Below are 20,268 nucleotides of genomic sequence, written 5' to 3' on the forward strand. Positions count from 1 at the left end.
GGTATCCGCGCGGGCCCCGGCGGCAGGAGGGGGACCGCGTGATGATCTGCACTCTGGGACGTACCGGGCGGCTCAGTCATCGGCGGTCGGCGCGACCGGGCGGGCGCGGGCCGCGCGCCGGTGCGCCCGGAAGATCGTCGCGGTGACCAGCCCGAGGAGCCCGAGCAGCGCCCAGAGGGTGAGCCCGGTCAGCGTCCAGCCCATCGAACTGCGGTCGAAGTAGACCGCCGACTTGATCAGGTCGGTGGTCAGGCCGGGCACGTTCCACAGGTGCATGCCGCGCAGCCAGGCCGGCAGGAACTCCGGGGCGTAGATGCCGCCCGAGCCGGGGTTGCCGAGCACCACCAGCAGCAGGATCACGAGGCCGGTGCCGAGCAGCCCGAGCCAGGCCTGCACGGCGGCGGCCACCATGGCGGCGGCGAAGACGGCCAGCGCGCCGACCGCCGCGACCGCCGGGATGTCGTGGTGCCAGACGTCGAGCACCGGGCCGACGACGGTGGCGCCGACGATCCCCAGCACGGCCGAGTAGACCGCCAGGGCGCCGATCCGCAGCCCGGCCCGGGGCAGGGTGACCGGAGCGGTGCCGACCCGCAGGCCCAGGGCGGTGGAGGCCAGGTAGCCGCCGAGCACGTAGCCGATCGCCAGGTAGAAGGGCACCAGGCCGCGCGGGTCGGTCGACTGCACCGGCACCTCGTCGGTGACCTGGATTGGCAGGTTGGCCTGTCGGGCGGCCTGGCCGAGCACCTGGATCACCAGGTCGGTGGCGGCCGGGGCGGAGGCGCTCGCGGTGGCCAGGCGCAGGCCGTTGTCCGGGCCGGAGGTGAGCACCGCGTACACCTCGCGGCCGATCAGGCCGTCCTCGGCGGCGGCCGGGTCGTCGTACTCGATGGGTTCGATCTTGTCGGTGCGCTGGCGGACGGCGGCCAGCACCGCCTGGGCGCGCTGGTCGCCGAGGACCACCCCGACGGGCACGTCGTGGGGCCGAGGTTGGTGCAGCGCGCCGACGTACGCGGCGATGAACGCGGTGGCCAGGGCGAGCGTGCCGAGCAGCAGCGCCGCGGTGCGGGGCAGCCAGTCGCGTACCGTGAGGTCCCGCTGCGCCTCATCCACCCGCTCAGAATATTGCCCGGATATGCCGGATCCGGGCGGTTTTCCCCCGGGGGAATTCGCTGGCGCGGCCCGATAGCTTCGGATCATGACGCTGCCCAGCTACCCCCCGAAGCCGAAGCCGGGCGACCGGGTCGCGGTCGTCTCGCCCTCCGCCGGCCTGCCGGGCCTCTTCCCGCACGTCCACGAGCTGGGCCTGCGCCGGCTCCGGGAGGAGTTCGGGCTGGAGCCGGTGGAGTATCCGACCACCCGGCAGATGGGGGCCGACCCGCGGGACCGGGCGCGGGACCTGACCGCCGCCTTCGCCGACCCGAGCGTCACCGCGGTGCTCGCCACGGTCGGCGGCGACGACCTGATCACGGTCACCCCGTTCCTCGACGACGCGGTGCTGCGCGCCAACCCGAAGCCCTACTACGGCTACTCCGACAACACCAACGTCCTCAACCACCTCTACCGGCTGGGGATCGTCGCCTACCACGGCGGATCGGTGCTGGTGCACCTCGGTCGGTCCGGCGCACCGCACCCGCTCACCTTCGACTCGCTGCGCGCCGCCCTCTTCACCTCCGGCTGGTACGAGCTGGCCCCGGCGCCGGAGTGGGGCGACGAGCCGCGCGACTGGCGGGACCCGGCGACCCTCGCCGACGAGCCGGTGATGTTCCCCGGCGAGGGCTGGCGCTGGCACGGGCCGGCCCGGGTGGTGCAGGGGCGGACCTGGGGCGGCTGCCTGGAGATCATCGGATGGCTGACGGCCGCCGACCGGGTGCCGTCGGCGGCCGAGCTGGCCGGGTCGGTGCTGATCTTCGAGACCTCCAACGAGCTGCCCGGCGCGCGGGAGGTCTTCCGGATCGTGCGCAACCTGGGTGAGCGGGGGCTGCTCGCCGCTTTCCCGGCGATCGTGGTCGGCCGGCCCAAGGCGTGGGACTTCGACAAGCCGCACACCCTGAACGAGCGGCGGGCCTGGGGCGAGGCGCAACGCGAGGCGATCCTCCGGGCGCTGGCGGACTACACGGACGACCCGGTGGTGGTCTTCGACGTCGACCTGGGCCACACCGACCCGCAGTTGGTCATCCCGTATGGCGGGGAGATCCGGGTCGACGCGGTCGAGCGCCGGATCTCGGTGCGCTACTGAACCTCCCGCGGCACGGTGGCATGCCAGTCGATGTGGTGGCGGTGGACGGGGCCGAACATCTGCTCCGGGGTGGGCATGGCGGGCCGCCCGCCAGCCTGGCCGGCCTTGGCCCGGTTGGTGGCGGCCGCGTTGCCACCGATCAGCTCCACCCGGCTCCGGCGCAGCCGCTCGTACGCCTCGAACGCGGCGGTGTGGTCGGGTAGGTCGCGCAGGCAGCGGGCCAGCTCGATGGCGCTCTCGATAGCGAGCGAGGCGCCCTGGCCGGAGCTGGACGAAGGTGCGTGGACCGCGTCGCCGACGAGGACCAGGCGACCCCGGTGCCAGTGCGGTACGGATGGCATCCGCTCCATCGGCCCGGTGGCCATCAGCGTGTCCGGCGCGGTGTGGGCCAGCAGCCGTTCCCCTGGAACGTGGCCCGTGTAGCGCTCGCGCAGCCGCGTCAGCCACTGCTCCGCCGGGATCCGCTGGACCTCCGCCCAGGTGAGCGGCTCGGTACGGGGGAGGCTGGCGAACCAGCAGAGCTGCCCGTCGGGCAGTCGCCACCAGCCGATGAACGAACTGCCGAAGGCGAAGTACATGGTGCCGGGCTCGGCGGGTGCCACGTCCTCCGCGACCAGCCCGCCGAAGCCGAGCACGCCGGCGTACTCGGGCCCGGGCGCGTTCGGGTCGATCAAGGTCCGGACGGTGGAGCGGATGCCGTCGGCGCCGATCAGCACGTCCGCGCGGGCGGTGCTGCCGTCGGCGAAGACGGCGGTGACCCCGTCACGGTCCTCCTCGGCCCCGACGAGGCGCCTGCCGTGTTCGATCTTCACGCCCTGGGCGAGCGCCTGTGCGGTCAGCGCCTGGTGCAGGTCGGCGCGGGCCATCGCGTGGGTGGCGGGCAGTCCGGGGAAGCCGTAAAACTCGGTCAGCCGGTTTCCCGCGCCGTCGGCCATGACCACGCCGGGGACCGCGTGGCCGGCCGCCCGGACCGCCTCCTCGGCCCCGACGATCCGCAGCGCCGTCAGGCCGTTCGGGGCGAGGCTCAGCGACGCTCCGACGCCGTCCGCCCCGCCCGGGTACGCCTCGTGCACCGTCGCCTCGATGCCCGCTCGGGCCAGCGCCATCGCGGCGACCGTGCCGCCGATGCCGCCGCCGATCACCGTTGCCGTCCGTACCGTGCCCATCTGCCAACTCCCTTCGGTCGCGTAACAACGAGAATAGTTTCACTGAGACTAGTCCGTGTCAACTAGTTTCGATGGTTAGGATTACTGGCATGGACACCGCTGCCCGGAGCTCCCCGCTCGCCCTCACCGTGCTGGCCCTGCTGCACCACGAGCCCCTGCACCCGTACGGGGTGCAGCGGCTCATCAAGCAGTGGGGCAAGGACCAGGTGGTCAACGTGGGGCAGCGGGCGAGCCTCTACCGGACCATCGAGCGGCTGCACGCCGACGGCCTGATCGCGGTGCGGGAGACCGGCCGGGATCAGGCCTACCCGGAACGCACCGTCTACGAGTTGACCGACGCCGGCCGGCGGGTCGCCCGCACGTGGCTGAGGGCGATGCTGGTCGAGCCGAAGCAGGAGTTCCCACAGTTCCCAGCGGCCCTGTCACACCTCGCGATGATCAGCCCGGCGGAGGCGGCGGAGCTGCTGGAACGGCGTGCCGACCGCATCGGGCGAGCCCGGCAGGAGCGGGCCGCCGCGCTCGCCGCGCACGCCGACCTGCCCCGGGTCTTCAACCTGGAGGATGAGCACCTGGACGCCGTCGCCGCCGCCGAGGAACTGTGGTTGCGCTCGGTCGTCGAGGACCTGCGTAGCGGCCGACTCACCTGGTCGGCGCCCCCACCCCCGCCCGCCGAGCCGGCCTGACCGCCGGGAGCGGTCCCGCGCCGGGGACCGTGACCGGCTGAGGTCAGCCGGCGACGACGGCGAAGGCGCGGACCGGGAAGGTGCCCATGCCGGCCACCCGGGGCGGGGCGGCGGTGAACCGGAACCCCTCCGGGGGCAGGGCGCCCAGGTTGGTCAGGTGCTCGACGATCGGCACCCCGGCGGCGAGCAGGGTGCTGTGCGCGGGGCGCTGTCCGGCCGCCGCCGGGGTCATGTCGTCGATGTTGATCGAGTCGATGCCGACGAGCGTCGCCCCCGCCTCGACCAGCCAGTCCGCGCCGTCGGCGGTCAGGTGGGGCGCCTCGGGCCCGGCGTAGCGGTCGGTGCCGAAGTGCGCGTCCCAGCCGGTGTGCAGCAGCACCGCCCGGCCGGCCACCTCGTACGGGGCGAGCAGCAGCCGGTCCACCGCCCGGGTGCCGGCCGGCACCCGGACCACCACCCCGGGCAGGTCGGCGAGGCGGTCCAGCGGGACGCCGGTCAGGTCGGCGCCGTCCGCCCAGCGGTGCGCCGGCGCGTCCACGTAGGTGCCGGTGTTGGCGATCATGTCGATCTGGGCGACGTGGAACTCGACGCCCGGGGCGTACCGCTCCCGGGACGCCTCGCGGGTCAGCCAGTCGGTGATCCGGGGCGGCTGCCAGCCGGGCAGGGTGACCATGCCTTCGGTGATCACGTGGCTGAGCTCGACCAGCCGCCGCCCGCCGGCCGCCGGGGCGGCCACCCCGCGACCGCCCTTGTGCGGCTCCTCGACGACCGTCCGGTTGGTGATCCGCACCTCGCCCACCATCAGCAGCCCGAGGTGCCGGACTAGGAGCGCGGCCAGCTCGTCGTCGGTGATCTCCGGCCCCGGGACGTCCAGCCGGAAGCCGTCGGTCCGCAGCCCGCCGCCGTTCGCGAAGATCACCTCGGCGTCGAACACCGCCCGATACTCAGCCGTCATGCGCCCCACCGCACCACGCCCACCCGGGCCCGTCAAGATCCATCCCAGGGTCCCCGCCCCGCACCCCGGCTGCGGCCCGGAATGTCCGCGCAGCGGGATAGTCTCGAACGGTGCCACCCCCCGTCCGCTCCGGACGCGGGGTCGTCGCCGTGCGCCGACCTCCTGGAAGTGATCACAGATGCTCACCGGCCTCTTCTCCGCCGCCCTGGCCGACCCCGGGCTGGCCCGGGCGCGTGACCTGGCGCGCTCCGGTGCCGCCCAGGTCGACGGCCTCGACCTCACCGCCCCCGCCGCGCTGCGCCCGTTCGCCGTCGCCGCGGTGGCCGCCGACGAGCCGGCCGGCGGCGCGGGCCGTCCCGTGCTCGCCGTGACGGCCACCTCCCGCGAGGCCGACGACCTCGCCACCGCCCTGGGCAGCCTGCTGCCCCCGGAGCAGGTGGCGGTCTTCCCGTCCTGGGAGACGCTGCCGCACGAGCGGCTCTCGCCCCGCTCCGACACCGTCGGGCGGCGGCTGGCCGTGCTGCGCCGGCTGGCCCACCCCGGCTCGGCCGACGCGCACGGGCGCACCGGCCCGCTGCGGGTCGTCGTGGCGCCCGTCCGCTCGCTGCTCCAGCCGCAGCTCAAGGGCCTCGGCGACCTGGAGCCGGTGCAGCTCGCCGCCGGCGACGAGGCGGACCTGGAGGAGGTCGCCCGCCGGCTCACCGACATGGCGTACGCCCGGGTCGACCTGGTCACCAAGCGCGGCGAGTTCGCCGTGCGCGGCGGCATCCTGGACGTCTTCCCGCCCACCGACGAGCACCCGTCCCGGGTCGAGTTCTGGGGCGACGAGGTGGAGGAGATCCGCACCTTCGCCGTCGCCGACCAGCGCACCATCGAGGGCGTCCCGCAGCTCTGGGCGCCGCCGTGCCGCGAGCTGCTGCTCACCCCCGGGGTGCGCAAGCGGGCCGCCGCGCTCGCGCAGGAGCACCCCGAGCTGGCCGAGATCCTCGACAAGCTGGCCGAGGGCATCCCGGTCGAGGGGATGGAGTCCCTCGCCCCGGCGCTGATCGGCGCCGACTCGATGGAGCTGCTGATCGACTGCATGCCTGCCGGCACCCACGTGCTGCTGTGCGACCCGGAGCGGATCCGCACCCGGGCGCACGACCTGGTGCGTACCTCCGACGAGTTCCTCCAGGCCAGCTGGGCCGCGGCCGCCGTCGGAGGCCAGGCCCCGGTCGACCTCGGCGCCGCCGCCTTCAAGACCCTGGCCGACGTACGCGCGGCCGCCCGTACCCTCCGCCAGCCCTGGTGGACGCTGTCGCCGTTCGGCCTGACCGAGGCGGAGGCCGCGCCGGAGCGCCAGCCCTGGGAGGACGAGCCCACCGAGGTGGACGTCACCCCGGATGACGCCATCGCGGTGACCCTGGCCGCCCAGCCCGCCCCGCTCTACCACGGCGAGACCGCCCGGGTGGTCGACGACCTCAAGCGCTGGGCCGGCGAGGGCTGGACGATCGCGCTGGTCTTCGAGGGGCACGGCCCCGCCCAGCGCGCCGTCGAGGTGCTCCGCGACGCCGGCCTCGGCGCCCGGCTCACCGAGGAGGTGCCGGCCGCGCCCACCCCCGGCGACCTGCTGGTCTCCTGCGGCTGCCTGACCGCCGGCTTCGTCGACGAGGCGTCCCGGTTCGTGCTGCTCACCGGCAACGACGTCACCGGCGGCCGGGGCACCTCCACCCGCGACATGCGCAAGATGCCCAGCCGGCGGCGCAACACCATCGACCCGCTGGAGCTGAAGGCCGGCGACCACGTGGTGCACGAGCAGCACGGCATCGGCCGGTACGTCGAGCTGGTGCAGCGCACGGTCAACGGCGCCAGCCGGGAGTACCTGGTCATCGAGTACGCGCCGAGCAAGCGCGGCCAGCCCGGCGACCGCCTCTTCGTCCCTACCGACCAGCTCGACCAGCTCTCCCGCTACGTCGGCGGCGAGCAGCCCACCCTGCACAAGATGGGCGGCTCGGACTGGCAGAAGTCCAAGGCCCGGGCCCGCAAGGCGGTCCGCGAGATCGCCGCACAGCTGATCCAGCTCTACGCCGCCCGCAAGGCGTCCAAGGGGCACTCGTTCGGCCCGGACACCCCGTGGCAGCGGGAGCTGGAGGACGCCTTCCCCTGGCAGGAGACACCGGACCAGCTCGCCGCCATCGAAGAGGTCAAGCGGGACATGGAGCAGACCGTCCCGATGGACCGGCTGATCTGCGGCGACGTCGGCTACGGCAAGACCGAGATCGCGGTCCGGGCGGCGTTCAAGGCGGTGCAGGACGGCAAGCAGGTGGCCGTGCTGGTGCCCACCACGCTGCTGGTGCAGCAGCACTACAACACCTTCGCCGAGCGGATGAGCCAGTTCCCGATCACCATTCGGCAGCTTTCCCGGTTCCAGACGCCGAAGGAGACCGAGCGGACCCTGGAGATGGTCGCGGACGGCACCGTGGACGTCGTCATCGGCACCCACCGGCTGCTCCAGTCGGCCACCCGGTTCAAGCAGCTCGGGCTGGTCATCATCGACGAGGAGCAGCGCTTCGGCGTCGAGCACAAGGAGCACCTGAAGACGCTGCGCGCCTCGGTCGACGTGCTGGCCATGTCGGCCACCCCGATCCCGCGCACCCTGGAGATGGCGATCACCGGCATCCGGGAGATGTCCACCATCGCCACCCCGCCGGAGGAGCGGCACCCGGTGCTCACCTTCGTCGGGGCGTACGACGACCGGCAGGTGGCCGCCTCGATCCACCGCGAGCTGCTCCGCGACGGGCAGGTCTTCTACCTGCACAACCGGGTCGAGTCGATCGACAAGGCGGCCCGCCGGATCCGCGAGCTGGTGCCCGAGGCCCGGGTCGCGGTGGCGCACGGCCAGATGGGTGAGGAAGCGCTCGAGAAGGTGATGGTCGGCTTCTGGGAGAAGGAGTTCGACGTCCTGGTCTGCACCACGATCGTGGAGTCCGGCATCGACATCCCGAACGCCAACACCCTCATCGTGGAGCGGGCCGACCTGCTGGGCCTGGCCCAGCTGCACCAGATCCGCGGCCGGGTGGGCCGGGGCCGGGAGCGGGCGTACGCCTACTTCCTCTACCCGACCGACAAGCCGCTCACCGAGAACGCGCACGAGCGGCTGGCCACCATCGCCCAGCACACCGAGCTGGGCGCCGGCATGTACGTGGCCATGAAGGACCTGGAGATCCGGGGTGCCGGCAACCTGCTCGGCGGCGAGCAGTCCGGGCACATCGAGGGCGTCGGCTTCGACCTCTACGTCCGGATGGTCGGCGAGGCGGTCTCCGCGTTCAAGGGTGAGCACGCGGAGGAGGAGACCGAGGTCAAGGTGGATCTCCCGATCGACGCGCACCTGCCGCACGACTACGTCGGCGTGGAGCGGCTGCGCCTGGAGATGTACCGCAAGCTGGCCGAGGCCCGCGACGAGGAGCGGCTGCGCGAGGTGGTCGCCGAGATGACCGACCGCTACGGGGAGCCGCCCGCGCCGGTGCAGAACCTGGTCGCGGTGGCCCGGTTCCGGCTGCTGGCCCGGCGGTACGGCCTCACCGATGTGTCGATGCAGGGCAAGCACATCCGGTTCGGCCCGCTGCCGCTGCCCGACTCGAAGCAGCTCCGCCTCAAGCGCTACCACCCGGACTCGGTCTACAAGCAGGCGCTCGACCAGGTCAGCGTGCCCCGGCCGAGCACCCGCCGGGTCGGCGGCGAGCCGCTGCGCGACCAGGCGCTGCTGGAGTGGTGCGCGCAGCTCCTCAAGGACGTGCTCGGCGAGCCCGCGGAGCTGGCCGGTTCTGCCAGCCCCGCAGTGGCGAGCGGAAGGTGACACAGCGAGCCGGTCGCGGCGCAGCCGGCCGGGGCGGGGGCGCGGTGAGGTGGGCGGCGTCACAGCCGCGTACCGGCCGTGAGAGAGTGACCGGCATGCGTGCTCGCCGTCTTGTCGCCGTCGCCAGCGTGGCGGTCGGCCTCGTCGCCCTCACCGGTTGCCGTACCGAGCCCGGGGTCGCCGCCTACGTCGGTGACCACCGGGTCACCGAGGACCAGGTCACCTCGATCCTCGACGAGATGCGGGGCGGTCTCTCCGCCTCGCCGGCCACCGCGGAGCAGGCCCCCGCGCTGCTGCCGGGCCGGGACCAGGTGGTGGCCACCCTGGTGCTGCTGGACGTGTGCAAGGAACTCTCCACCGAGAAGGGCTACCAGCCGCAGGGCCAGGTCAGCCCGGCGCAGGTGGCCCAGCAGACGGGCCTGCCGGCCGACGCCGTCTACCCGCAGCGGGTGGCCGAGTTCTACACCTGCATGTCCGGGGTGCCGGCCGGCGAGCAGGCCGCGCCGACCCAGGAGGAGCTGGCGACCGTGATCGCGGCGGGCCGGTCCGCCGGCGCCATTCCGCCGGACGTCAGCGACAAGGACGCCGCCGGCCAGCTCGACGGCGACCAGCTCCGGTCCGCGCTGGCCACCCGCAAGGTGCTCGCCGACGCGATCGGCGGATACGACGTCACGGTGAACCCGCGCTACCGCCCGCTGCTCTTCCCGCTGCTCAGCTTCAAGGGTGACGTGCCGGCGGTCTCCGTGCCGCTGGGCGAGTCGGGCTCCGCGGTCACCGAGATCTCCACCCCGGAGCCGGAGTCGACCGAGCCGGGGCCGGCCGAGCCCAGCGCGTCGGTGGCGCCCTGAGCATGACCGCGCGCATTGTCCTGCTGGTCACCTCGCCCCGGCTGCCGGCCGGCCTGCTGACCGCGCCCGCCTGGGACGTCGTACGCACCGCGCCGGTGCTGGCCGGCGCGGAGTGCGAGCTGGCCACCGCGGTCCGGTCGACGGGCGCCGAGGTCACGGTGGTGACCGATGGCGCCACGCAGGCGTTGCTCGACGCGGCGGCCGCGCACGGCAGCGCGGTCTGGCTGGCCGGCCCGGCCGGCGACGAGGCGCTCGCCCGCGAGCTGGGGCTGCGGCTGGCCCGCCAGCCCGGCCTCGCCGAGCTGGAGCTGATGTACGGCTCCTGGGACCCGCCGGGGGCCCGGCTGCTCGACGCGGTCGAGGTGATGGACCGGCTGGCCTCGCCGGGCGGCGATCCGTGGAAGCGGGCGCAGACCCACCGCAGCCTGGCCGGCTTCCTGCTCGAGGAGTGCTACGAGGCGTACGACGCGATCAGCGCCGACGACACCGACGCGCTCCGCGAGGAGCTGGGCGACGTTCTGCTCCAGGTGCTGCTGCACGCCCGGCTGGCCGAGGACCTGCCGGAGGGGAAGCGCTGGACGGTCGACGACGTGGCCGGCGGCCTGGTCGACAAGATGGTCCGCCGCAACCCGCACGTCTTCTCCGGTGAGCAGGCCGGGTCGATCGAGGAGATCGAGGCGAACTGGGAGCGGATCAAGCGGGCCGAGAAGACCCGCGAGTCGGTGCTGGACGGCATCGCGTTGAGCCAGCCGGCGCTCGCCCTGGCGGCGAAGATCCTGGACCGGGCCGGCCGCATCGGCCTGGCGGTCCCCCCGCCCCTGGCGGAATCCCAGGTCGATCCCGAGGCGCGGCTCGGCGCGGGCCTGCTCGCCACGGTCGCCGCGGCCCGGCAGGCCGGCATCGACCCGGAGGCCGCCCTCCGCCGCGCCACCCTCGCCTACGCCGACGCCGTCCGCGCCGCCGAACGCGCCGCCGGCTGACCGGACGGCCGGTGCCCGGGTCGGCGGCACCGGGAACGTCGGCGGAGATCGGTAAGGTCGACGGCATGGAGTCGTTCGTACCGCTCGCCGAGCGGATCGTGGAGGCGTTGCTGGAGAGCCGGCCCGGGCTGGCCACCTCGGCCGGGGACCACCGGTACGACGACCGGCTGACCGACCTCTCGGCCGACGCCCTCGCCGCCGACCAGGCGATGCTGAAGGACGCGGCCGACGCGCTCTCCGAGATCGACCCCGACTCGCTCGACGTCGAGGAACGGGTCGACCACGCGCTGCTCAGCAGCCTGGTCGACCGCGGGCTGTTCGAGGCGACCGAGATCCGCAGCCACGAGTGGGACCCGCTGCGGCACAACCCCGGTCCGTTGCTGCACGCCCTCATGGCCCGGCCGTACGCGCCGGTCGAGGAGCGGCTGACCCACCTCGCCGGGCGGCTGGCGGCCGTACCCGACGCCCTGGCGACCGCGCGCGCGACGCTGCGCGACATGCCGCGGATCCACGCCGAGACGGCGGTCGGGCAGTTCACCGGCACGGCGGCGCTGATCCGCGACGAGGTGCCCGGGCTGCTCGCCGAGGCGCCCGCGATGCACGACCGGGTCGAGCCGGCGGCCACCGCGGCGATCGCCGCGCTGGAGGAGTTCGTGGCCTGGCTGCGCATCGGCCTGGCCGCCGACGCCGGCCCGGGGCGCGACCCCCGGCTGGGCAAGCGCCGCTGGGAGGCGCGGCTCTGGCACACCCTCGACACCGAGCTGAGCGCCGCCGAGGTCCAGCGCCGCGCCTGGGCGAACCTCGACCGGCTCACCGCGGAGATCCGCGCGGCGGCCGTCGAGCTGGTCGGCGGCCCGGCCGACGACGGGACGGTCCGCCGGGCGCTGGACCTGCTCGCCGCCGAGCACCCGGACGACGCCACCATCGTCGACCTCGCCTCGGTCACGCTCGACGAGGCGAGCGACTTCGTCCGGGCCCACGACCTCGTCAGCCTGGTCGACGACCCGTGCGTGATCCAGGAGATGCCGGAGTTCGCCCGGGGCGTGGCGGTGGCCTACTGCGACTCGCCCGGCCCGCTGGAGACGGCCGACGTGCCGACCTTCTACTGCATCGCGCCCACCCCGGCGGACTGGCCGGCGCAGCGGGTCGAGTCGTTCTACCGCGAATACAACGACCACATGATCCGCAACCTGACCGTGCACGAGGCGATGCCCGGCCACTTCCTCCAGCTCGCGCACGCCCGCCGCTACGCCGGCCCGACCCGGGTCCGCGCGCTCACCGAGTCCGGGGTGTTCATCGAGGGCTGGGCGGTCTACACCGAGGAGCTGATGGCCGGGCTCGGCTTCGGCGGGCTGCCGGTCCGGCTCCAGCAGCTCAAGATGCAGCTCCGGATGACCATCAACGCGCTGCTCGACCAGCTCGTGCACTGCGAGGACCTGCCCGAGTCCGAGGCCATGGCGCTGATGACCGGGCGCGGCTTCCAGGAGGAGGGCGAGGCGGCCGGCAAGTGGCGGCGGGCGTTGCTCACCTCCACCCAGCTCTCCACCTACTTCGTCGGCTACAGCGAGATGGCCGACATCGCCCGCGCCCGGCCGGACGGGGTGTCGCCGCGCGACTGGCACGACGCCATGCTGGCCCACGACTGCCCGCCGCCCCGCCACCTGCGGACCCTGCTGGGCGTCTGACCTCAGCGCGGCCCGGCGGCCGCCGCGTCGATCAACCAGCGTGAGATGGAGTACGCCGGCGGCAGCTCCGCCGGCAGCGCGTCCACCGGGAACCAGCGCGCCTCGGTCAGCTCCTTCGGGTCGACCACCGGCTCGGCCGCCGGGTCGGTCACCGTGGCGGTGAAGCCGGCGAGCAGGGTGCCCGGGCCGGACATGGCCCAGGGCTGGCTGTCCACGTAGGTGGGTCGCCCGATGGCCAGCCCGACCTCCTCGGCGATCTCCCGGTGGGCGGCCGCCTCCAGCGACTCGCCCGCCTCGACGAACCCGGCGACCAGCGCCCACAGCTCGGTCGGCCCGTACGCGTGCCGCACCAGCAGCAGCTCGTCGGGCCCACCGGCCCGGCCGGGGCGGGTGATCGCCACCAGCACCGCGACGGAGAGCGGCAGGAACCCGGTCAACCCGCAGGCCGGGCAGCGCCGCGCGGTCTCGCCCGGCACGTCGACCAGTTCCGTCCGGCACGCCCCGCACCACCGGTGGGTACGCCGCCAGGTGACCACCGCGAGCGCCCGCCCGGCCAGGGTGGCCTGCGGTGCGGGCAGTGCGGCGGCGAGGCCCCGCCAGCCGCGCCAGCGGCCCGGCAGCGCCTCCGGGTCGGCGGTCTCGGCCGCCCAGGCCGGCACCCCGTCCAGCGTGCCGACCGGCACCCAGTCGAGCCCGGCGGGCAGGTCGCCTACCCGGGGGAGCCGTCCGTCGGCGCCGGTCAGCAGCTTGCGCCCGGCCACCGCCAGGGCGAGGTCGTCCGGGTTCGGCGGCCGGCCGTGGTCGGCGGCGGGAAGGAAGCCGTCAGTCGCGCCGGTCACGAGGTCGCGGAGCGGCGGTCGACCACGCCCGCCCCGGCCGGCACGTCGAAGGCGGCCGACTCGACCGTGTCGGTGTAGCGGTTCAGGGTGACCTCCGCCGGCTTGCCGTCGAGGGCGCCGGTGAAGCTGCCCAGCACTCCCTCGGTGGTCACGCAGGCGTCGAAACGGTCGCCGGCCCGGATGACGTCGATGCAGGTGGCGTGGTGCCCGGCCAGCGTGGTGTCGCTCTGCTCGATGCTCGCCTGGGGGTCCAGCGCGGCTTCGGTGAGCAGCCGGATCACCGCCGGCGGGGTGACCAGGCCGTGCTTGCGCGCCTCGTCGTAGACGATCACCGAGGGCTTGCCGGCGGTCAGCACCGGCGGCGACACCGTGCAGGAGGTGCGCCCGGCCGCGTTCGCGCACCGGGTCACCGCCTCCTGGGTCACCGTGATCTTGCCGTCCGGCCAGGTGTACGAGGAGCGCAACGGATCCTCGGTCTGCGCGATCGAGGCGGTCCGCCCCCCGGCGAGCTGGTATTCGGCGGCCCAGGTCTGCTCCAGCGCCCGGTCCATGCGGGCGGCGAGGTCGTTGACCAGGTCGGCCCGCGCGAGGGCGACCCCGGTGTCGTCGAAGGCCTGGCAGCCGGTGACCGTGAGCGACGCGATGGCCGAGGCGGCGAGCACGCGGAGAGTCGTCGAGGCGGCGGGCATGGTGCCCAGCCTTGTCGATCGACGCAAGCTCTCGCAAACCCGTTGTCGGTTGAGGCCGGGAAATCCGGGAATGTCCGTGTCACCCGTCGTCGTGTGCGGGATTCGGGTCGCGGTCCGCGTGGGGGCGCGGCTCCTCGCACGCAGCCACCCCGCGTGCGAGCAAGCGGGGACCGATACGCTGCGTGCAACACCTGCCTCAGCCGCACCGTCGCGGCCCATATCGGACCGGAACACACAAACGAGGAGCGACTCAGTGGCAACCATCGAGGGAATCGTCGCCCGGGAGATCCTGGATTCGCGGGGCAACCCGACGGTCGAGGTCGAGGTCGGGCTCGACGACGGCACGATCGCCCGCGCCGCGGTGCCGTCCGGCGCCTCCACCGGCGCCTTCGAGGCGATCGAGCTGCGCGACGGTGACAAGGACCGCTACCTGGGCAAGGGTGTCGAGAAGGCCGTCGCCAACATCGAGGACAAGATCGTCGACCAGCTCATCGGGTACGAGGCGAGCGAGCAGCGGCTGATCGACCAGAAGATGATTGACATCGACGGCACGGACAACAAGGCCGAGCTGGGCGCCAACGCCATCCTCGGCGTCTCGCTGGCCGTGGCCAAGGCCGCCGCGGGCAGCGCCGAGCTGAGCCTCTTCCGCTACCTGGGCGGGCCGAACGCGCACCTGCTCCCGGTGCCGATGATGAACATCCTCAACGGCGGCGCGCACGCCGACTCGAACGTCGACATCCAGGAGTTCATGATCGCGCCGATCGGCGCGCCCACCTTCCGGGACGCGGTCCGCTCCGGCGCCGAGGTCTACCACGCGCTCAAGTCGGTGCTGAAGAAGAAGGACCTGTCGACCGGGCTCGGCGACGAGGGCGGCTTCGCCCCGAACCTGCCGACCAACGCCGCGGCGCTCGACCTGATCGCCGAGGCCGTGGAGAAGGCCGGCTACCGGCTCGGCACCGACATCGTCTTCGCCCTCGACGTGGCCGCCACCGAGTTCTTCGACAACGGCAGCTACACCTTCGAGGGCAGCGCGAAGAGCGCCGAGGAGATGAGCAACTACTACACCAAGCTCGTCGGCGACTACCCGATCGTCTCCATCGAGGACCCGCTCTCCGAGGACGACTGGAGCGGCTGGGCCACCCTCACCGCGGCGCTCGGCGACCGGATCCAGATCGTCGGCGACGACCTGTTCGTCACCAACCCGCAGCGCATCGCCCGGGGCATCACCGAGAAGGCCGCCAACGCGGTGCTGGTGAAGGTCAACCAGATCGGCTCGCTCACCGAGACCCTGGACGCGGTGGACCTGGCCCACCGGGCCGGCTTCAAGTGCATGATGAGCCACCGCTCCGGCGAGACCGAGGACACCACCATCGCCGACCTGGCGGTCGCCACCGGCTGCGGCCAGATCAAGACCGGCGCCCCGGCCCGCTCCGACCGGGTCGCGAAGTACAACCAGCTCCTGCGGATCGAGGAGGAGCTGGCCGACGCGGCGCGGTACGCCGGTGCCGGCGCCTTCCCGCGCTACCGTTCGGCCTGAGCCGTGAGCTCCGGGGGAGGGGTGTGACGATGCAGCAGCGCCGCACACCGGGTGGCCAGCGGCCCGCCCGTCGGCCGGGTCAGGCCGGCCGGCCGGGCGCGGGCCGGGTTCGATCGTCGGTCCGCGACGCCGGCGTCCGCGCCGAGCCGCGCGCCGCCGGCCGGTCGCCCGGCGCCACCCGCGCCAGCGAGGGGGTACGCTCCGCGAGCCGTCCCGCGGCGGCCCGGCGTACCGCGGCCGGTGGCACGGTCAAGCGGCTCACCGCACCCCAACCCCGGCGCTTCACCGGGCGCGCCACCGTGCTCTTCGCGGTGCTGATCGCGCTCGCCCTGGCCTACACCTATCCGGTCCGGGTCTACCTCGACCAGCAGGCCGACATCGAGCGGATGGAGGCGTCCCAGGCCGACCAGCGCAAGCTGATCGAAGACCTGACCGCCGAGGCGGAGAAGTGGCACGACCCGGCGTACATCGAGACGCAGGCCCGGGAGCGGTTCTTCATGGGCCGGCCGGGCGAGACCCCGCTGGTGGTGCTCTACGACCCGGAAGGGGCCGCCGAGGACGCCGGCAAGGGCGCCAAGCCGGGGGCGCCGAAACCACCCGACCCCTGGTACGACACCCTGTGGTCGAGCGTGCAGGCGGCCAACGCCGAGCGCCCCGACAAGTGAGCACCAGAGCGAGAGAGGCACCGTGAGCGTCGTACCACCGCAGCATCCGGCGGCGGAATCCGTACCCCCGCCGGAGCGCCAGCCGGCCACCGAGGCCGACCTGGCCGCGGTGGCCGCGCAGCTCGGACGCCCGCCCCGCGGCACCCGGGCGGTGGCCCACCGGTGCCCGTGCGGCCTGCCCGACGTGGTGGAGACGACGCCCCGGCTGGCCGACGGCACGCCCTTCCCGACGCTGTTCTACCTGACCTGCCCGCGGGCCACCGCGGCGTGCAGCCGGCTGGAGTCCGCCGGGCTGATGAAGGAGATGGCCGAACGGCTCGCCGAGGACCCGGAGCTGGCCGACCGCTACCGGGCCGCCCACGAGGACTACCTGGCCCGCCGGGAGGCGATCGGCCAGGTGCCGGAGATCGCCGGCATCTCGGCCGGCGGCATGCCCGGGCGGGTCAAGTGCCTGCACGTGCACCTGGGGCACGCGCTGGGCGCCGGGCCGGGGGTCAACCCGTTCGGCGACGAGACCCTCGCCCTGGTGGAGAAGTGGTGGGCCACCGGCCCCTGCGTGGACGTGCCCGCGGCGGAATGAGATGAGTGCCGCCGACGAGATCGTGGTCCGCCGCGCCCGCACCGGTGACGTGCGCGGCATCCGACGGCTGGTGGACACCTACACCGACGACCGGCGGCTGCTCAGCAAGGCCACCGTCACCCTCTACGAGGACGTGCAGGAGTTCCGGGTGGCGGTGACGCCCGACGGCACGGTGGTCGGCTGCGGCGCGCTGCACGTGATGTGGGAGGACCTCGCCGAGATCCGCACGGTGGCGGTCGACCCCTCCTGCCGGGGGCACAAGATCGGGCACCGGATCGTCGGCGAGCTGATCGACGCGGCCCGCGAGCTGGGCGTCGCCCGGATCTTCGTGCTCACCTTCGAGACCGGGTTCTTCGGCTCGTTCGGGTTCCGCGAGATCGACGGCGCGCCGGTGCCGCAGCCGGTCTACGAGCAGCTGCTCCGCTCCTACGACGAGGGCGTCGCGGAGTTCCTCGACCTGGAGCGGGTCAAGCCCAACACCCTCGGCAACAGCCGGATGCTGCTGCGCCTCTGATCCGCCTCACGTGCGTCGCGGGTGGGCCGGGAAGAACTCCAGGATCAGGTCGGTGGCCATGAGGCCGGCGTTCGGGGCGCCCAGCCAGGAGTGACCCATCTCGGGGAGGCTCCACACCGGTCCGGGCCGGGCCCGCACACCACCATGGCGCTCGCCCGGGGCGTCGCGATCAGCCTCTCCTCGGCCTCCGAGCACGCCACCGCGCTGCGCGCCGCCGGCCTGGTCACCACCGAGCGCGACGGCGGCGCCGTCCGCCACCGCCTGAACCCGCTCGGCGCCCACCTCGTCGGCCGCCCTGCGGCCGACGACTGAGCCGGCTCCGTTGATCGACTCGAGGTCGCCGATCTGGCGGTATCCGGCCGCCCTTGATGCCCCCACCTCCCGCGAGGTGGAGTGGATCAACCGGCGGGACACCGCCACATCGCCGAATGGCCAGCCGGGCTGCCGTAGGGTGGCAGCCGTGACGACTCGCGTGGCCGCCATCGACTGCGGGACCAACTCGATCCGACTGCTGGTCGCCGACCTGCCCGACCCGTCCGCCGGGCCGCAGGCGCCGCTGGTCGACCGGAGCCGCCGGATGGAGATCGTCCGGCTGGGCCAGGGCGTCGACAAGACCGGCCGGCTGGCGCCCGAGGCGATCGAGCGCACCCGCGTCGCGCTCGCCGACTACGCCGCGGAGATCGAGAAGCTGGGCGCCGAGCGGGTCCGGATGTGCGCCACCTCCGCCTCCCGCGACGCCTCGAACGCCGCCGATTTCCGGGCCATGGTCGAGCAGACCCTCGGCGTGGCGCCGGAGGTGGTCACCGGCGACGAGGAGGCCCGGCTCTCCTTCACCGGCGCGGTCCGCGGCCTGCCCGCCGACGCCGAACCGCCGTACCTCGTGGTCGACATCGGCGGCGGTTCGACCGAGTTCGTGGTCGGCACCCGCGAGGGCGGCGTCCAGGCGGCCATCTCGATGGACATCGGCTGCGTCCGGATGACGGAGCGCCACCTGCACGGCGACCCGCCCGGCCTGGACGAGATCGCCGCCGCGCAGGCCGACATCGCGGTCGCCGTGGACCGGGCGCTCACGGCGGTGCCCGGCCGCGAGGCCGCCACCCTGGTCGGGCTCGCCGGGTCGGTCACCACCGTGGTCGCCATCGCCCAGGGGCTCCAGGAGTACGACCCGGCACGCATCCACCACGCCCGGGTGTCGTACGACCAGGTCGCCGAGGTCACCGCCGACCTGCTGGGCAAGACGCGCGAGCAGCGGCTGGCCATTCCGGTGATGCACCCCGGCCGGGCCGACGTGATCGGCGCGGGCGCGCTGGTGCTCCGGGTCATCATGGAGCGCGCCGGGATGCCCTCGGTGGTCGCCTCCGAACACGACATTCTGGACGGCATCGCCTGGTCGCTGGCCTGAGGCGGCGTGGCGTGATCGATGTCGAGCTGCTCATGGACGAGTTGGGGCGGCGGCAGATCGACGTCATGATTCGCGTCGACCGGGAACGGATGGCGCAGTTCAACGGCCGACCGTGGACGATGCTGCTCTCCGGACCGGGACTCGGTGGTCGGCACGTGATCCGCGTCGACACGAGAACCTTGCCGGACGCCCTCGACCGCTGCCTCGCCGAGTTGGTCAGCTGCCCAGGTGACTGGGCCTGGCTGGACGCGTATCGGGGCCTTCCGCGCTCCTGACTGTCGGAGACCGAACCTCACTGGCAGCTCAGGCGATGGCCGCCATGTCCCCGTCGTCGAAGTAGATGGCCTGGTGGAGCCGGCCGCCCAGAGCGGCGGCGAAGCGGGCCACCACCTCCTGGCCAGAGATCTTGCCCTGTTCGATCTGGGAGACCCGCCCCTTCGTGACGCCCATCCGGTCCGCCACCTGCTGCTGGGTCAGCCCACGGGCGCGGCGTACCTCAGCGAGCCGATGGCCGATGACCTCGGCGAGGAACTCCTGCTTGTCCGCCTCGACGACCTAGGTGCGGCGCGCCGGCCCGGGTCTCGTCTCGGCGTAGTCGGGCGCTTAGGGTCGGTGGGTGGCGGTCAGGCGGATCAAGCCGAACATCCTCTCCGACGACTTCGAGGCCAGCAGCCGTTTCTACCGGGACCTGATCGGGCTCGACGGCGGTCACGGGCTCGACTGGATCCTGTTCTTCGGCGGCGACGTCCGTGAGGTCCAGCTCTCCGTGATGAAGCTGGACGTCAAGGCGGGCGTGCACCCCGACGTGTCGATCGAGGTGGACGACGTCGACGACGTGCACGCCCGGTGCGTCGCCGCCGGTGCTGAGATCGTCTACCCGCTGACCGACGAGCCGTGGGGGCTGCGCCGGTTCTTCGTCCGCGACCCGAGCGGCACGGTCGTCAACGTGACGCAGCACCACGAGTAACGGGCGGGTCAGGTGCGTTCGGTGGCGAGGCGGGCGCCGAAGCCGAGCAGCGCCACCCCGGTCAGCCCGTCCAGCCAGCGCCGCACCCGCCGCCGGGACAGCAGGTCCCGGGCCCGGTCCAGCCCCGCGACCAGCACCAGCAGGTACGCGAGGCCGAGCACGGCGTGGCTCAGCGCGAAGGCGAGCAGCACCCCGATCGGCGCCGCACCGCCGACGAACTGCGGCAGCACGGCCAGGTAGAACGCCAGCACCTTCGGGTTGGTGACGTTGGACAGGAAGCCCTGCCGGAACCCGGCCACGGCCTGCCCGGGCGCGGCGGCGGCGGCGTCGCCGGCCAGCGGCGGGTAGTCCCCACGCCAGGCCGACCGCCAGGCCTGCACCCCGAGGTACGCCAGGTACGCCACACCGGCCCAGCGGATCGCCTCGAACAGCGGCTGGGAGCGGACGATGAGCGCGCCGAGCCCGGCGGCGGCGGTCACCCCCTGCACCGCGTTCGAGGCGGTCACGCCGATCGCGCTCCACCTGCCGGCGCCGGCCGGCGGCCAGCGTGTTGCGGGTGACCACGGCGAAGTCGGGCCCCGGGATGAGGATCAGCACGGTGGCGAAGACCAGGAACGACGCGTAGCTGCTCCACGACATGCCCCGAGCCTACGCAGCTACCATGCGCTTGACGGTACTACGCAATCC

20 protein-coding genes and 1 pseudogene are annotated in these 20,268 nt (G+C 73.7%); 14 read left to right on the forward strand and 7 right to left on the reverse strand.

Annotation, left to right across the window (positions count from 1 at the left end):
• Nucleotides 1–72 precede the first annotated feature (72 nt).
• A complete protein-coding gene (locus AB0F68_RS11205) occupies nucleotides 73–1,110 on the reverse strand; it encodes a hypothetical protein (RefSeq protein WP_357335220.1) in 1,038 nt (345 codons plus the stop codon).
• A gap of 85 nt (nucleotides 1,111–1,195) precedes the next feature.
• Between AB0F68_RS11205 and AB0F68_RS11210 the strand changes: the two genes are divergently transcribed.
• Nucleotides 1,196–2,236: a S66 peptidase family protein gene (locus AB0F68_RS11210; RefSeq protein WP_357335223.1), complete on the forward strand. Its 1,041-nt coding sequence runs from the start codon at nucleotides 1,196–1,198 to the stop codon at nucleotides 2,234–2,236.
• On the opposite strand, the gene AB0F68_RS11215 is transcribed toward AB0F68_RS11210, so the two are convergent.
• Nucleotides 2,230–3,402: an FAD-dependent monooxygenase gene (locus tag AB0F68_RS11215; protein WP_357335226.1), complete on the reverse strand. Its 1,173-nt coding sequence runs from the start codon at nucleotides 3,400–3,402 to the stop codon at nucleotides 2,230–2,232. The genes AB0F68_RS11210 and AB0F68_RS11215 overlap by 7 nt on opposite strands.
• 89 nt (nucleotides 3,403–3,491) lie before the next feature.
• Between AB0F68_RS11215 and AB0F68_RS11220 the strand changes: the two genes are divergently transcribed.
• Entirely contained in the window at nucleotides 3,492–4,085 is a 594-nt protein-coding gene (locus AB0F68_RS11220; RefSeq protein WP_357335228.1) for a PadR family transcriptional regulator, read from the forward strand.
• A gap of 43 nt (nucleotides 4,086–4,128) precedes the next feature.
• Here the strand turns inward: AB0F68_RS11220 and AB0F68_RS11225 are convergent, their stop codons facing one another.
• Complete coding sequence (locus AB0F68_RS11225; protein WP_357335231.1) at nucleotides 4,129–5,040, reverse strand: cyclase family protein; 912 nt, start codon at nucleotides 5,038–5,040, stop codon at nucleotides 4,129–4,131.
• 178 nt (nucleotides 5,041–5,218) lie between these two features.
• On the opposite strand from AB0F68_RS11225, the gene mfd reads away from it, so the two are divergent.
• From mfd to AB0F68_RS11245, 4 genes are all read left to right on the forward strand, one after another.
• The gene (mfd, locus tag AB0F68_RS11230) at nucleotides 5,219–8,875 is read left to right on the forward strand and encodes a transcription-repair coupling factor (protein WP_357335233.1); all 3,657 of its coding nucleotides are present in this window, start codon (nucleotides 5,219–5,221) and stop codon (nucleotides 8,873–8,875) included.
• 95 nt (nucleotides 8,876–8,970) lie between these two features.
• Nucleotides 8,971–9,723, forward strand: coding sequence for a hypothetical protein (locus tag AB0F68_RS11235; RefSeq protein WP_357335236.1), 753 nt, complete (start codon nucleotides 8,971–8,973; stop codon nucleotides 9,721–9,723).
• 2 nt (nucleotides 9,724–9,725) lie between these two features.
• Nucleotides 9,726–10,703 carry a nucleoside triphosphate pyrophosphohydrolase gene (locus AB0F68_RS11240; protein WP_357335237.1) on the forward strand — a complete coding sequence of 326 codons (978 nt, stop codon included), beginning with the start codon at nucleotides 9,726–9,728 and terminating at the stop codon, nucleotides 10,701–10,703.
• 65 nt (nucleotides 10,704–10,768) lie between these two features.
• Nucleotides 10,769–12,388 (forward strand): DUF885 domain-containing protein, encoded by a 1,620-nt coding sequence (locus AB0F68_RS11245; RefSeq protein ID WP_357335240.1) that lies wholly within the window; start codon nucleotides 10,769–10,771, stop codon nucleotides 12,386–12,388.
• 2 nt (nucleotides 12,389–12,390) lie between these two features.
• Here AB0F68_RS11245 and AB0F68_RS11250 read toward each other — a convergent pair whose 3' ends face one another.
• Nucleotides 12,391–13,227: an NUDIX domain-containing protein gene (locus AB0F68_RS11250; RefSeq protein ID WP_357335242.1), complete on the reverse strand. Its 837-nt coding sequence runs from the start codon at nucleotides 13,225–13,227 to the stop codon at nucleotides 12,391–12,393.
• Nucleotides 13,224–13,916, reverse strand: coding sequence for a hypothetical protein (locus AB0F68_RS11255; RefSeq protein WP_357335244.1), 693 nt, complete (start codon nucleotides 13,914–13,916; stop codon nucleotides 13,224–13,226). The genes AB0F68_RS11250 and AB0F68_RS11255 overlap by 4 nt, the downstream gene beginning before the upstream one ends.
• Nucleotides 13,917–14,169: 253 nt before the next feature.
• Here AB0F68_RS11255 and eno point away from each other — a divergent pair, with 253 nt between their 5' ends.
• The 7 genes from eno (at nucleotide 14,170) to AB0F68_RS11290 (ending at nucleotide 18,889) form a co-directional block, all read left to right on the forward strand.
• A complete protein-coding gene (gene eno, locus AB0F68_RS11260; protein ID WP_357335246.1) occupies nucleotides 14,170–15,453 on the forward strand; it encodes a phosphopyruvate hydratase in 1,284 nt (427 codons plus the stop codon).
• Nucleotides 15,454–15,482: 29 nt separating this feature from the next.
• A complete protein-coding gene (locus AB0F68_RS11265) occupies nucleotides 15,483–16,118 on the forward strand; it encodes a septum formation initiator family protein (RefSeq protein ID WP_357335391.1) in 636 nt (211 codons plus the stop codon).
• A gap of 22 nt (nucleotides 16,119–16,140) precedes the next feature.
• Nucleotides 16,141–16,698 carry a DUF501 domain-containing protein gene (locus tag AB0F68_RS11270; protein WP_357335248.1) on the forward strand — a complete coding sequence of 186 codons (558 nt, stop codon included), beginning with the start codon at nucleotides 16,141–16,143 and terminating at the stop codon, nucleotides 16,696–16,698.
• Nucleotide 16,699: 1 nt separating this feature from the next.
• A complete protein-coding gene (locus AB0F68_RS11275; protein ID WP_357335250.1) occupies nucleotides 16,700–17,212 on the forward strand; it encodes an amino-acid N-acetyltransferase in 513 nt (170 codons plus the stop codon).
• Nucleotides 17,213–17,356: 144 nt separating this feature from the next.
• The gene (locus AB0F68_RS11280) at nucleotides 17,357–17,524 is read left to right on the forward strand and encodes a helix-turn-helix domain-containing protein (RefSeq protein ID WP_357335252.1); all 168 of its coding nucleotides are present in this window, start codon (nucleotides 17,357–17,359) and stop codon (nucleotides 17,522–17,524) included.
• A 160-nt stretch (nucleotides 17,525–17,684) separates the two neighbouring features.
• The gene (locus AB0F68_RS11285) at nucleotides 17,685–18,614 is read left to right on the forward strand and encodes a Ppx/GppA phosphatase family protein (protein ID WP_357335393.1); all 930 of its coding nucleotides are present in this window, start codon (nucleotides 17,685–17,687) and stop codon (nucleotides 18,612–18,614) included.
• Between the two features lie 11 nt (nucleotides 18,615–18,625).
• Nucleotides 18,626–18,889: a hypothetical protein gene (locus AB0F68_RS11290; protein ID WP_357335255.1), complete on the forward strand. Its 264-nt coding sequence runs from the start codon at nucleotides 18,626–18,628 to the stop codon at nucleotides 18,887–18,889.
• 28 nt (nucleotides 18,890–18,917) lie between these two features.
• Here AB0F68_RS11290 and AB0F68_RS11295 read toward each other — a convergent pair.
• A pseudogene (locus AB0F68_RS11295) lies at nucleotides 18,918–19,154 on the reverse strand (helix-turn-helix transcriptional regulator); the annotation flags it as partial.
• 76 nt (nucleotides 19,155–19,230) lie between these two features.
• On the opposite strand from AB0F68_RS11295, the gene AB0F68_RS11300 reads away from it, so the two are divergent.
• Nucleotides 19,231–19,581 carry a VOC family protein gene (locus tag AB0F68_RS11300; RefSeq protein WP_357335258.1) on the forward strand — a complete coding sequence of 117 codons (351 nt, stop codon included), beginning with the start codon at nucleotides 19,231–19,233 and terminating at the stop codon, nucleotides 19,579–19,581.
• An 8-nt stretch (nucleotides 19,582–19,589) separates the two neighbouring features.
• On the opposite strand, the gene AB0F68_RS11305 is transcribed toward AB0F68_RS11300, so the two are convergent.
• Nucleotides 19,590–20,087 (reverse strand): LysE family translocator, encoded by a 498-nt coding sequence (locus AB0F68_RS11305; RefSeq protein WP_357335261.1) that lies wholly within the window; start codon nucleotides 20,085–20,087, stop codon nucleotides 19,590–19,592.
• Nucleotides 20,088–20,268 lie beyond the last annotated feature (181 nt).

It is taken from the genome of Micromonospora sp. NPDC023966, from assembly GCF_040639095.1.
Classification (GTDB): domain Bacteria; phylum Actinomycetota; class Actinomycetes; order Mycobacteriales; family Micromonosporaceae; genus Micromonospora.

Coding starts and splice junctions, on each gene's coding strand:
- AB0F68_RS11255 (WP_357335244.1), bottom strand. CDS start 13,916: ATGCCCGCCGCCTCGACGACTCTCCGCGTGCTCGCCGCCTCGGCCATC.
- AB0F68_RS11240 (WP_357335237.1), top strand. CDS start 9,726: ATGACCGCGCGCATTGTCCTGCTGGTCACCTCGCCCCGGCTGCCGGCC.
- AB0F68_RS11215 (WP_357335226.1), bottom strand. CDS start 3,402: ATGGGCACGGTACGGACGGCAACGGTGATCGGCGGCGGCATCGGCGGC.
- AB0F68_RS11220 (WP_357335228.1), top strand. CDS start 3,492: ATGGACACCGCTGCCCGGAGCTCCCCGCTCGCCCTCACCGTGCTGGCC.
- AB0F68_RS11245 (WP_357335240.1), top strand. CDS start 10,769: ATGGAGTCGTTCGTACCGCTCGCCGAGCGGATCGTGGAGGCGTTGCTG.
- mfd (WP_357335233.1), top strand. CDS start 5,219: ATGCTCACCGGCCTCTTCTCCGCCGCCCTGGCCGACCCCGGGCTGGCC.
- AB0F68_RS11275 (WP_357335250.1), top strand. CDS start 16,700: ATGAGTGCCGCCGACGAGATCGTGGTCCGCCGCGCCCGCACCGGTGAC.
- AB0F68_RS11280 (WP_357335252.1), top strand. CDS start 17,357: ATGGCGCTCGCCCGGGGCGTCGCGATCAGCCTCTCCTCGGCCTCCGAG.
- AB0F68_RS11265 (WP_357335391.1), top strand. CDS start 15,483: ATGCAGCAGCGCCGCACACCGGGTGGCCAGCGGCCCGCCCGTCGGCCG.
- AB0F68_RS11225 (WP_357335231.1), bottom strand. CDS start 5,040: ATGACGGCTGAGTATCGGGCGGTGTTCGACGCCGAGGTGATCTTCGCG.
- AB0F68_RS11235 (WP_357335236.1), top strand. CDS start 8,971: ATGCGTGCTCGCCGTCTTGTCGCCGTCGCCAGCGTGGCGGTCGGCCTC.
- AB0F68_RS11210 (WP_357335223.1), top strand. CDS start 1,196: ATGACGCTGCCCAGCTACCCCCCGAAGCCGAAGCCGGGCGACCGGGTC.